The 11,840-nt window shown below is 39.4% G+C and carries 9 protein-coding genes and 1 tRNA gene; 4 read left to right on the top strand and 6 right to left on the bottom strand.

Features of this window, described 5'->3' with window-relative positions; translation table 11 throughout:
• Window positions 1–156: 156 nt before the first annotated feature.
• Complete coding sequence (locus F3H01_RS08305; RefSeq protein WP_149725460.1) at window positions 157–723, bottom strand: YbaK/EbsC family protein; 567 nt, start codon at window positions 721–723, stop codon at window positions 157–159.
• 64 nt (window positions 724–787) lie between these two features.
• Between F3H01_RS08305 and ung the strand changes: the two genes are divergently transcribed.
• Complete coding sequence (gene ung / locus F3H01_RS08300) at window positions 788–1,480, top strand: uracil-DNA glycosylase (protein ID WP_149725459.1); 693 nt, start codon at window positions 788–790, stop codon at window positions 1,478–1,480.
• A 1-nt stretch (window position 1,481) separates the two neighbouring features.
• Here ung and F3H01_RS08295 read toward each other — a convergent pair whose 3' ends face one another.
• Complete coding sequence (locus tag F3H01_RS08295) at window positions 1,482–1,775, bottom strand: hypothetical protein (RefSeq protein ID WP_084109745.1); 294 nt, start codon at window positions 1,773–1,775, stop codon at window positions 1,482–1,484.
• 80 nt (window positions 1,776–1,855) lie between these two features.
• On the opposite strand from F3H01_RS08295, the gene F3H01_RS08290 reads away from it, so the two are divergent.
• From F3H01_RS08290 to F3H01_RS08280, 3 genes are all read left to right on the top strand, one after another.
• Window positions 1,856–2,383 (top strand): pyridoxamine 5'-phosphate oxidase family protein, encoded by a 528-nt coding sequence (locus F3H01_RS08290; protein ID WP_149725458.1) that lies wholly within the window; start codon window positions 1,856–1,858, stop codon window positions 2,381–2,383.
• A gap of 29 nt (window positions 2,384–2,412) precedes the next feature.
• Window positions 2,413–3,579: a replication-associated recombination protein A gene (locus F3H01_RS08285; protein WP_223155398.1), complete on the top strand. Its 1,167-nt coding sequence runs from the start codon at window positions 2,413–2,415 to the stop codon at window positions 3,577–3,579.
• A gap of 526 nt (window positions 3,580–4,105) precedes the next feature.
• Complete coding sequence (locus tag F3H01_RS08280) at window positions 4,106–5,524, top strand: alanine/glycine:cation symporter family protein (protein ID WP_149725496.1); 1,419 nt, start codon at window positions 4,106–4,108, stop codon at window positions 5,522–5,524.
• Window positions 5,525–5,598: 74 nt separating this feature from the next.
• Here F3H01_RS08280 and F3H01_RS08275 read toward each other — a convergent pair.
• From F3H01_RS08275 to F3H01_RS08255, 4 genes are all read right to left on the bottom strand, one after another.
• A tRNA-Val gene (locus F3H01_RS08275) sits at window positions 5,599–5,674 on the bottom strand.
• Between the two features lie 854 nt (window positions 5,675–6,528).
• Window positions 6,529–7,416 carry a DNA-binding protein gene (locus tag F3H01_RS08270; protein ID WP_149725456.1) on the bottom strand — a complete coding sequence of 296 codons (888 nt, stop codon included), beginning with the start codon at window positions 7,414–7,416 and terminating at the stop codon, window positions 6,529–6,531.
• A 66-nt stretch (window positions 7,417–7,482) separates the two neighbouring features.
• Window positions 7,483–9,756 (bottom strand): 5-methyltetrahydropteroyltriglutamate--homocysteine S-methyltransferase, encoded by a 2,274-nt coding sequence (metE, locus tag F3H01_RS08265; protein WP_149725455.1) that lies wholly within the window; start codon window positions 9,754–9,756, stop codon window positions 7,483–7,485.
• Between the two features lie 539 nt (window positions 9,757–10,295).
• Entirely contained in the window at window positions 10,296–11,792 is a 1,497-nt protein-coding gene (locus F3H01_RS08255; RefSeq protein WP_149725454.1) for a C69 family dipeptidase, read from the bottom strand.
• Between the last annotated feature and the right edge of the window lie 48 nt (window positions 11,793–11,840).

Here is an 11,840-nt window from a genome sequence, read left to right as displayed (position 1 = left end):
TAAAGCTTTTTATTTATATAATTTATTATATTTTAAGATTATGCCTGATAATATTTGTTCTTGAAATGAATTTAGCAATTTCTCGTCTTTGCATTATTTAAATTCATTTTTCTCCCGACAATATTTAGTGCTAGGAAGTGGTTAGCCTAGCACTTTTTATTCTGCAAAATTTATTAGCGTTGGTCGTACTATCTTTGTATAATCTTTTGTATTTAAAATGATCGATCTATCAAGTAGTCCTGCATTAAAGGCGATCTCCTCATTTCGCTCCAGCAAACTCTCATCCACGACAAGATGTAAATTTTTATGAAAACTAAATGGCGGAACCGAGCCAAATACGCAGTCAGCCAAGGCTGTAACCTCATCTGGACTAGCTAGGCTTGCTCTTTTGCCGTCAAATTTTTGTGTCAAGCTATCAAGATTTGCCTGCATATTAGCCGGCAAAATAGCCAAGATATAAATTTTACCAGCCTTCATCGCTGGCTTTTCATCGCTTAGCAAATAATCATTTAGCACATTTTCATCTTTAAAAATTTGCCTAAATTTTTCCTTATCTACCCCTTTAATAGAGCAAACTAGAGCCTTTGCGCCTTGGCTCATCTTTGTTCCCCTAAGTTTTGCCACCTCTTCTGAAGTGGTCGCACTCTCATGATTTAGAACTTTAAATTTGGCTTCATTCTTGCTAAGAAGCTCATATATCTTATTAAAAATTTGCTCAGACACAACTCTTTCCTTTAGATAAATTTTAGTTAAAATTATACCGCTAAAACTTACAAAAGGCAGGAAAATGCAGATAAATTTAGATGATATAAAGATTGAGCCAAGTTGGAAAGAGGTGCTAAAAGATGAGTTTTTGAGTGAAAATTTCGCGCATATCAAAGAAAATTTCTTAAAAGCAAAGAGTGCTGGCGTCGTCTATCCACCAAGTGCACTTATTTTTAATGCATTTAATCTAACGCCTTTTCACTCTGTCAAAGTCGTCATCCTAGGCCAAGATCCATACCACGGTGCAAATCAAGCCATGGGGCTAAGCTTTTCGGTACCAAATGGCGTAAAAGTCCCGCCAAGTCTTATAAATATCTATAAAGAGATTTACGCTGATCTTGGCATAAAAGAGCCAAATAGCGGCGATCTAACAAAATGGGCAAAGCAAGGCGTGCTGCTTCTAAACTCGACTTTAAGCGTTAGCGCTGGAGTGGCAAATTCTCACGCTAGCTTTGGCTGGCAGGGCTTTACTGACGCTGTAATAAAAAAAATTAGCCAAAATTTACAAAACGTAGTTTTCATGCTTTGGGGCAATCCAGCCAGAGCCAAAGCACCGCTCATTGACGCCAGCAAGCACCTCATCTTAGAGGCAGCACATCCAAGCCCACTGGCTCGTGGAGCATTTTTTGGCTGCCGTCACTTCTCAAAAGCAAATATTTATCTAGCAAACCACGGCAAAACGCCAATAGACTGGGATCTAAACGTAAAAATTTGATCTACTTTTTTAGATCATTTAAAAGTTTGTTTGTCTCTTCAAGCTTTCTTTTGCAAAATTTCTCATCTTTGTTTTGCAAAATTATGGCTTCTTGACCGCTTTGTCTTTGTTTAAACTCATCAAATTTAAGCTCAAAAAGCCTTAACGCCTTTTCATCATTTGCGAGTCGTTTGCTCTCTTTGGCATAGAGCTCGTCAAGATAGAGCCTACTTTGTTTGATATATTCATTGCAAACATCGTTTGCATGGACTAAATTTACGCCAAGCAAAATGGCAAAAATAGCTATTTTTTTCATGTTTTTCCTTGAAATTTTTGCGTTATACTAGCCTTTAAGCACTTAAATTTTAAAATGCTCTTTCAAAAAAAGGATAAAAAATGAGACGAAAAGATAGAGAGCTAAGCCGTGAAGATGGCTTAAAAATCATAGATGAATGCGAATATGCGGTAATTTCATGCGTGGATGATGAGGGAGAAATTTTTAGCGTACCGATCTCGCCTGTTAGAGTTGGTGAAAGCATTTTTATACACGGAGCTACCGCTGGCTGTAAGGCAAAACTACTTCAAGATGGACGAAAAGTAGAGTTTGTCTGCGTTAGTTTTAACAAAGTCCCGTATCTAAGCGAAAGCGAGCTAGATGCGATAAAAGACGATGGCAAGGCACTTGGAGGCAAGGTTTTTACGACTGAATACAAAAGCGCCATCGCAAAAACTAGAGTTTATGAGATCACAGACGAAGCTAAAAAATATGAAATTTTAAAAATTCTCAGCCTAAAGTACACAGCTTATGCGATGAATACCTTTGAAACAGCGGCGCAGTATGGGCTAAAAATCATAAAAATTTACGAGCTAAAGATAGAAAGCCTTAGTGCAAAGGCTAAAATTTTGCCAAAATCTACAAAGTAAAAGGAATAAATTTGGGCTCACTTGCACTGATGTTTAGACCAAAAAACTTGGATGAAATTTGTGGTCAAAAGGCAGTTAAAGCGGCCTTTTTAAAATTTATAACCACCGGGAAGATCCCACACTCCATATTTTATGGTCCAGCAGGCTGTGGCAAGACGAGCTTTGCAAGAGCCGTAGCGAGCGGAGCAAACTACGACTTTTACGAGTTTGACGGCGGAAATTTAAAGATAGATGACTTTCGCAAAATTTTAAAAAACTACGAAAACGCCCTAAACAAACCACTCTTTTTCATAGATGAGATCCACAGACTTAGCAAAACCCAACAAGAAGCGCTACTAATCCCCATGGAAAACTACAAAGCCCTAGTCATCGGCGCAAGTACTGAAAATCCCTTTTTTACCCTAAGCTCAGGCATCAGAAGCCGCTCAATGCTCTTTGAGTTTAAGTCACTTAACAGTAGCGACTTTGAAGAGCTACTTGGCAAGATCAGGGAGCAAATTTCTTTTAGCATAGACGATGAAGCCAAAGAATATTTATTTAAAAGTAGCGGCGGTGACGCAAGAGCCATGTTAAATTTACTAGAATTTGCCGTCACGCTTGATGAAAATGTGAGCATAGAAAATTTAAAAACACTCCGCCAAAACGCTCTAAAAGAGGGGGCAAAAGAGGACGACACGCACTACGAACTAGCAAGTGCTTTTATAAAAAGCCTGCGTGGAAGTGACGAAAACGCCGTTATCTACTATCTCGCAAGGCTCATAGACTCTGGCGAGAGTGCTGATTTTATCGCTAGAAGGATGGCGATATTTGCCAGTGAAGACATCGGCAACGCAAACCCAAATGCGCTAAATTTAGCCGCCAACACGCTAAGCGCGGTAAAAGAGATAGGCTTTCCAGAGGCTAGGATCATACTGGCTCAGTGCGCCATCTATCTAGCCAGCTCGCCAAAGTCAAACTCCAGCTACAACGCGATAAATGCTGCCCTAAAATACGTGCAAAGCGAAGAAATTTTAAAGATCCCGCCATATCTAAAAAACCACACAAAAGAGAGTAAAGACTACCTTTATCCGCATGATTTTGGCGGCTGGGTCGAGCAAAAATATCTAGAAAAACCGCTTGTTTTTTATAAAAGCAAGGGCATAGGCTTTGAAAAAACGCTAAATGAGTGGCTAGAAAAGATAAAGTCAAAAGGCTAAATTTAGGCTTTGCTCTGTCAGATTTATGGAGTAAATTTTAAAAGAAATGTAGATGAACTAGCAAAATTTAGCGTACATCGCAAATTTAAAGATAGAATACGTGCCTTGGGGTAGATTAACGACGGCTTACGGCAGAGTAAGCGAGTTTCCAGAAATTTTTAAACAACTTTAGGCAGCGATCGGCAAGAAAAATTTGACGCAAAGTTTGGCTACCAGCAAGTCAAACAGCGGACAAAATATGGCAAATCAGCAAATAACAATGAAGTAAAATTTAGCGTCAAAGCCTTTTAAACGCCTTTGATAAAATTTTTAGCAAAACCAATAGCCAAATACGTTTTACCAAGTTATATCCACGCAAGAAAGATTGCGAATTTCTCACAAAAGCCATCTAAAACACGCTTACCATGAGTAAGCCGAAACTAGCACGAAATTTTAAGCCAAGCTAAAAAATTTTTCTTATTTATTCTAATTTTATATTTTTTTAAATATACTCGCTCTCTAAACTACACCAATGAAAGTCAAGAAAATGCCTACAAATTTTGCTGAAATTTTAAATAATTGTGTTGAAAGTATAAATTCATTTCTTTGGGGTCCATACTTCCTTATTACCCTACTTTGCGGCACTGGACTATTTTTTACTATTAGGCTTGGGTTTGTTCAAATTTTTAAGTTTAAAATGGGTCTAAGAGAGCTTTTTGGGAATTTCTCACTTCACGGCGAAGCTGCTGGCAAGGCTGGCATGAGCCAGTTTCAAGCAGTTGCAACTGCGATCGCAGCACAAGTTGGCACTGGCAATCTAGTAGGTGCGACAACAGCTCTTATCATGGGTGGTCCTGGAGCGATATTTTGGATGTGGTGCGCTGCATTTTTAGGCATGGCTACAAATTTTGCTGAAATTTGCCTAGCTCAAATTTACCGCACAAAAGACGATAGCGGGCACACAATAGGCGGTCCGGCATTTTATATAAGTCGTGGATTAAAGGGAAAATGGGCAAAAATTTTAGCTGGATTTTTCGCTATCGCTATCATTATCGCACTTGGCTTTATCGGCAATATGGTGCAAGCAAACTCGATCTCAGACGGCTTTAAAGGTGCCTTTGGTATACCTCAGTGGATAACTGGAGCTTTTTTAGCAATCGTCTGCGCGGTCATCTTTATAGGTGGCGTAAAGGCGATTGCAAGAGTAGCTGAAAAGATCGTGCCTTTGATGGCTTTACTTTATGTAGGTGTTGGACTAATCATTATCGCTTTAAATTTTCACGAAATTCCAGATGCAGTTTTGCTTATCTATAAAGCAGCGTTTGATCCTTCAGCTGCGTGGGGTGGAGCTACTGGAGCTAGCATAGCAGCTGCAATGAGATACGGCATAGCAAGAGGGCTTTTTAGCAATGAAGCTGGCATGGGCTCAACTCCGCACGCACACGCCGCAGCTAATGTCAAACACCCAGTCGATCAAGCAGTACTTGGCATAATGAGTGTATTTGTAGATACTTTTATCGTTTTAAATATCACCGTTTTTGTAGTGCTCACTGCAAATGTTATTAGCTTTGAAAACGGCAAGGCGGTCTTTACAGGCATAACATTGGTACAAGAAGCCTTCTCATCGCATATCTTTGGCAAGGTTGGCGGATATAGCTTCGTAGCTGTTTGCCTATTTTTCTTTGCGTTCACAACGATTCTTGGATGGTACTATTTTGCTGAGATCAATGTAAGATACCTTCTTGGGGCAAAGGCGGTCAGGGCTTTTCAAATTTTAGTAGTCATTTTTGTATTTTTGGGAAGCTTGCAAAAGGTTGATTTTGTCTGGAGCCTAGCAGATATGTTTAATGGCTTGATGGTCGTACCAAATTTAATTGCCATCATCATTTTAAGCCCTATCGTGGCAAAGCTTTTAAAAGATCACGATGCTGGCAAAGAGTATGATGTGAAAGATTATTTGAAATAAATCTTTACCGCATCTTTAGAAAATTTACTAACAATTAATTTTTAAATCTCTTGTTTAGGATGTTTTATTAGAAGTGGTGGCCCCGAATGGACTCGAACCATCGACCACTACCATGTCAAGGTAGTGCTCTACCAACTGAGCTACGGGACCAAAGATTTGGGATTATATTTTATTTTCTATTTTATTTAGCTTAATTCTTTAGTAATTAAATTTATTTATAAGCAGTAAAAGTAATGAATAAATTTAGAATTAGCTAACGCTTGCTTTGCAGTTATCGGTAAAGATGAAAACTATCCGGTCAATATCTGCAACTCATACGTCGTCATAAAAACTCCTTGATAGCGATAAAGAGCCAAAATGTGCAAGCTATCACTATTATGTAGGATATAGCACTAGCTTTAGAAATTATCTTGAATGCTAAAAGCCGATATATAAAAATTTATGAAAATAAGATACTGGAGCAAAAAATTATAATGCTGAGAAAAAATTTTTCAAAGATAAGTATAACTCTACAAAAGATGAAGAGGAATTTTTAAAACAAAAGGCTGATAAGAATAATACAAAACCTGTTGGTGGGTTGACAGATTGATAAAAAGAGTCTTGCTACTCTCAAGCAACCTTGAGCGAAATATCATCATAAAACGCATCGCTTTACTACTAGGATTTAGATGATCTAGCCAAAAAGCGTCAACGAGATTATCGGCGTCTTTGAGAGTAGTAATAGATATGAAAAATTAAACCTAGATCTAGTTAAATTTATAAGAAATAGTCAAAATATCTCCCTCATTACGCTTTTGCAGAGCAAAAACACCACTAGCGTTTTTAAGGAGATTTACTACGCTAGGAAATTTTAGATCAATGCAAAAGCAAGAATGGATTAGACCACTCGTACGAGATATAAGAGAAATTCCTACCATTTACTTATACTTAGAAATCATACTAGTCACTGGATGTAAGATATAGCGAAACTTTAAGCCAGTTAAACTTTAACAGCTCTTAATAGGTCAAAACACCTCTCTCATCTTATGTGTTAGCTCCAAGCTCGCTTCTATCTCGGCTCTTTTTGCCATTACACTTTCAACATTGACACCGATATTTATACCAAGCTTTTTAGCAAATTCATAAAGCTCTGCGAAATTTTCAAGGCAAATTTGCGATGCCGTGGCTAAAAAATTATTACTCTGAAGCATCCTTTTCTCGCTCTTTTCATCAACGCTTATGCCAAGCCACTTGATAAACTCTAGCGTTTTTGGCGTGCCACAAGTCGTAAATGTCAAAACAATAGGCAAATTTAACCCGCTTTTTGCCACGCTTTCTAGTAAATTTTTAGCCAAATTTATATCAAAAACTGCCTGCGAGATAAAAAATTTCGCCCCCATTTTGGCCTTTTGGCTCATCCTTTGCTCTTCATCGCCTTTTTTAGCATGCCTCTCAGCTATGCAAACACCGCCCACTACAAGCTCTTTAAACTCATCTCTAGCGATCTCATAAGCACGCTCTAAGCTCATTTTAGGCTCTACCTTGCCAGAAGCAACGCCAACAAAAACATTTATATCGCTACTACTTTTGGCTAAATTTGCTCTAAATTCACTCTCATTATATTTGTTCGCGACCCTATAAAAGATGCTTGGTGTCTTTAAATTTAGGTATTTTGAGTAGTAAATTTCAGGGCTTAATGTATCGCTAAATTCAAAAGTTCGCTCGCTTTTTATGCGGCTACTTTCATCTTGGATCTCGTAAAGCACCAAGCCATCAGCCTGCACATCTGTAATCCTCTTGTCCCATTTTGCAGCGATCTCTTTAAGCTTCACCTCGTCAAATTCAGCCTTTGGAGGCGTTAGGCCATAAAGCACTATGCCACTTTCATTGTTTATGATCTTATCTTTTAACATTTTCTAACTTTTTTTGAAATTTAAACGGAGTTTAGCGCCTAGGCTTGCTAGACGCTAAAATTTGTATTATAGACCTCTTACGATCTTGACGGCTTCTACCATGTTTTTAAGGCTTGGCTCGACCTCTTCCCATTTTCTAGTTTTTAGGCCACAATCTGGGTTGATCCAGAGTTGCTCTTTTGGCAAGACTTCAAGTAGAGCTTTGATCTGAGCGACAATCTCCTCGACACTTGGCACACGTGGGCTGTGGATGTCGTAAACGCCAGGTCCGACCTCTTGTTTGTAGCCAACGGCTTTGAAAATTTTAAGTAGTTCGTTGCCACTTCTTGCAGTCTCGATACTAATAACATCAGCGTCCATAGCCTCGATAGTCTTGATGATGTCGTTAAATTCAGAGTAGCACATATGCGTGTGGATCTGAGTTTTTGCTTCAGCCGAGCTTACTGAAAGCTTGAAGCAATCAACCGCAAATTTCTCATAAGCTGGGATGTTTTCAGCTCTTAGCGGATAGCCCTCTTTAAATGCTGCTTCATCGACTTGGATCACTCTGATGCCTGCATTTTGAAGGTCTGCGATCTCGTCATAGATACAAAGCGCGAGCTGTTTTGCCACCTCACTTCTTGGAAGATCATCACGCACAAAGCTCCAGTTTAGCATAGTCACAGGACCTGTTAGCATGCCCTTCATTACGTGTTTTGTGATGCTTTGAGCGTATTTCATCCACTTAACAGTCATCGGCTCTGGGCGGCTTACGTCACCAAAGAGAAGTGGTGGTTTGACGCAGCGGCTGCCGTAGCTTTGTACCCAGCCATTTTGGCTAAATGCATATCCGCTGATCTGCTCGCCAAAATATTCAACCATGTCGTTTCTCTCTGGCTCGCCGTGTACTAGCACGTCTAGGCCGATATCTTCTTGAAATTTTACGCAGTGATCAATATATTTTTTGATGCCAGCTTCATAAGCAGCCGCGTCGATCTCGCCTTTTTTGAAATTTTGGCGAAGTACACGAAGATCAACCGTTTGAGGGAAGCTACCTATCGTTGTTGTTGGTAAGATGCCGTATTTTAGCGTTTCACGTTGAATTTTGATGCGGTCTTCAAATTTCTCATCACGCTCAAATTTACTTAAATTTTTAATGCGGTTTTGAACGCTTTCAGAGTGGATGAGCTTTGAAGTAGCGCGGGTTTTAACAGCATTTTTGTTCTCTTCATAAATTTTAGCCTCAGCCTCATTTAGTTTCTCACCATTTGCTAGTTTTGTGATGATCTTGATCTCATCAAGCTTCTCAACCGCAAAGCTTAGCCAGCTTTTGATCTCTGGGTTTAAATTCTCTTCATATTTTAATGTATAAGGCACGTGAAGAAGCGAGCACGAAGTGCCGATGTAAAAGTCTTTGCCACCTATTTTTTCTGAAATTTCACCTACAAGTTTTACCTTATCATCGATGTTGCTTTTCCAGATATTTCTGCCGTCGATCACACCTGCAAATAGCGTCAAATGGCTATTTTTGATAGTCTCAAGTGCTTCAAAATTTCTCTTGCCGTGGATGAAGTCAAGCGCGATACCGTAAATTTTAGTTTTAGCCACTTCGCTAACTGCCTTGATCGCATGCTCAAAATATGTCGCAAATATGATTTTGATGTTGTTTGCAACGCCTGTTAGCTCGTTATAAACCTTTGTGATAAGTGGCAAAAGGTCGCTTTCATTCTTGTCAGTTGCAAAGATCGGCTCGTCAAACTGCACTAAAATTTCATCATCAAGATTAGAAATTTGCTCAAGTAGCTTTTTGTACTCGCCTACAAGTGCGTCAAGGTGCTTAAATGGGCAGCTGCCATCAGTAGTCTTTGAAAGAGCCAAAAATGTGATAGGGCCGATCAAATTTACCTTGCCTTTTATGCCGTTAGCCTTCGCCTCTTTGTATTCATTTAAAATTTTGTCCGCTTTTAGGCTAAATTTACTCTCGCTGCTAAGCTCTGGCACGATGTAGTGGTAGTTTGTGTTAAACCACTTTGTCATCTCCATCGCAACGCCACTTTTGTTGCCTCTTGAGCAAGCAAAATATTGCTCCAAGCCGCTTAAATTTGTAAATCTTGGAGGCGTAGCGCCAAAAGCGATGATGTTATCGAGCATTAGGTCGTAAAATGAAAAATCATTAACGCTAATAGCCGAAATGCCAGCATCTTGTTGATATTTCCAGTGTCTTTGGCGAAGTGTCTTTGCGGTCTCTTGCAAATTTTCTTCACTAAAGCCCTCTTTACCAGCCCAAAAGCCCTCTAATGCGCGCTTTAACTCTCTTTTTTCTCCTATTCTTGGAAAACCTAAAACATAACTTTTTATCATTTTTATCCTTTTTAAATTTCTAATTTTTTAAATTAAATCTGTACCCTGCATAGCAATCTTGAATATTTTTATGCTGGTACAAGGGGGCTAGAATTACGAAACCGCCCCCTTATCCCTGCGACCCAAACCCCCAGCATGTTCAATGTTGTTGCGCTGCACACAAGTCTGGGTCACCCCACACGCGGTGGATGACACCCACTTCTTCTTAAACTAAAGTAAAATTTATAAAAAACCCTACTGAAAAGATCCTTGCCAAATTTCAAACACTGCTTAGCTTTGCTATTAAAGATGCAATTACAATGCAACGGACCTGCTAGCAAAAATGGATTTATTTCAATGTAAAAAAATGTGAAATTGTTTAAAAATTTGCGTGTTTTTTGAAAATCGCTGATATGTTTTTTGCCGAGATTAACGAGCTTTATGCATGGGACAAGGCATCAGCGTTTTTCCTTTGTAGTGAATTTTTGTCGCATTATAAACGCTATTTGCCAAATTTTTGTTTAAAATTTGGGCGCTACTAAATTTCACGCCCAGAATTTTTAGTCTTTTTTGCCTTTATTTAGGGATTTTAGCTTAGCGTCCATATCAGCTGTAAGCATAGTAAAGACTTTGTTTGTAAGCTCCTGTGTTAGATCCTTTGCCTCTTGCATAGTCTTTTTACTAAATTCATTTAAAAGTTTGTCTGCTTTTTTCTTATCTTTTTTATAAAGTTTGACGTACTCATCTTCAAATTTAGCCTGTTTTACCGCCAACTCTTTTTCAAATTGAGCGTAAGCCTCTTTTACCACTGGCGAATATTTCTCATAATCAGTCATCACAAGGGTTTGAAGCTTTCTATAAACCCAGTAAATCGAAGTGTCATCAGCGTCATATGAGCCATCAGAGTAGCCTTTTATAAAGCCATCAAGCCCCTCGTAATACGGCAAATAAACGCTAAGATCAGCCATACCAAGAGCGACGTAAGTCACGCGGCCGATCTCTTTTGGTAGCCAAGGGCGCACCTGCATGACGTGAGACTCGTATGTTCTAAAGACGCTTATGGCGCGGTAGATGTTTTTTTTATCTTCATCTTTGCTGGCATAGTTATCAAACGTAGTGCCGTTGTAGTGGGCTCTCATCGCAGCTTTTAGGTCTTCAACACTTAGTTTTTTCTCTGGTTTTAAAAATACTGGAAATTTCTGACCATCGGCGAAGTCTTGTTTTAGACTTGGGTTAAACATGCTTTGAACCCAGCAAACGCGTGGGTAGTTGTAGGTCACATCCCTCTCATCGTCCCTTGTATAGGCCTTTGTGAAGTTAAATTCGCCATCTTTTGCAGGGTCATAGGTTTTATTATCGATCGCAAATTTGATCACATCTTTTGCTCCCATGAAATTTGGATCATTCTCTTTATAGTTTTGAAGTCTGCCTTGGTTTGCAGTGACAAAATAGTCTTCTTGCGGGATCTTTGTGGCGATCCACTTGTGGCCTGTGCCTGTTTCAAAGTACCAAAGCTCATTTGCGTCGATAAATACCACGCCAAAGCCCTCACCAGCTCCTTTGGTCTCTACTATCTCACCAAGAAGCTTAACGCCCTCTTTTGCACTCTTCATACGTGGCAAAAGTACGTCTGGGATGTCATCTTCTGTGATGCCGGTCTCTTCGTTGTATGGATCAACTTTTAAAAGCTCATCTTTTGCGTAGATAGTCTCAGTGCCACTTAGTCCAACGCCAGCCTCGTTGTAGCCAACTGCTCCATGAAGCTTTGTGTGTGAGTTTGCGATAGTTGTGTATCTCATGCCATCTTTTGGGAGCGGATATGTAAAGTCATTTGCGCCGTCATGTGCCTTTGAGCTGTGCATACCAGTTTGGTTTTTCTTTGCTGGATGGATCAAAAAGACTTGTGCCTTTATGGCCTTACTATCTGCACTTCTGGCAACCAGCATGGAGCCGTCATTTGAAGCTTTATCTCCTACTAAAATGGTAGTGCATGCCAAGCTACTTGTGCCTAAGATCACACTCATAGCAACGATTGATGCAAGAATTTTGCCTTTCATTTTTACTCCTTTAGTAAAATAAAATTTCTTTATGTGATTATACGCCAA

This window comes from Campylobacter concisus, from assembly GCF_902460875.1.
GTDB classification, from domain to species: domain Bacteria; phylum Campylobacterota; class Campylobacteria; order Campylobacterales; family Campylobacteraceae; genus Campylobacter_A; species Campylobacter_A concisus_AA.
This window is presented reverse-complemented; position numbering and strand designations above follow the sequence as displayed.

What these genes read in the sequence shown, in the direction of transcription:
- ung (WP_149725459.1), top strand. Translation starts at nt 788, where the DNA reads ATGCAGATAAATTTAGATGATATAAAGATTGAGCCAAGTTGGAAAGAG.
- F3H01_RS08295 (WP_084109745.1), bottom strand. Translation starts at nt 1,775, where the DNA reads ATGAAAAAAATAGCTATTTTTGCCATTTTGCTTGGCGTAAATTTAGTC.
- F3H01_RS08290 (WP_149725458.1), top strand. Translation starts at nt 1,856, where the DNA reads ATGAGACGAAAAGATAGAGAGCTAAGCCGTGAAGATGGCTTAAAAATC.
- F3H01_RS08285 (WP_223155398.1), top strand. Translation starts at nt 2,413, where the DNA reads ATGTTTAGACCAAAAAACTTGGATGAAATTTGTGGTCAAAAGGCAGTT.
- F3H01_RS08280 (WP_149725496.1), top strand. Translation starts at nt 4,106, where the DNA reads ATGCCTACAAATTTTGCTGAAATTTTAAATAATTGTGTTGAAAGTATA.
- F3H01_RS08270 (WP_149725456.1), bottom strand. Translation starts at nt 7,416, where the DNA reads ATGTTAAAAGATAAGATCATAAACAATGAAAGTGGCATAGTGCTTTAT.
- metE (WP_149725455.1), bottom strand. Translation starts at nt 9,756, where the DNA reads ATGATAAAAAGTTATGTTTTAGGTTTTCCAAGAATAGGAGAAAAAAGA.
- F3H01_RS08255 (WP_149725454.1), bottom strand. Translation starts at nt 11,792, where the DNA reads ATGAAAGGCAAAATTCTTGCATCAATCGTTGCTATGAGTGTGATCTTA.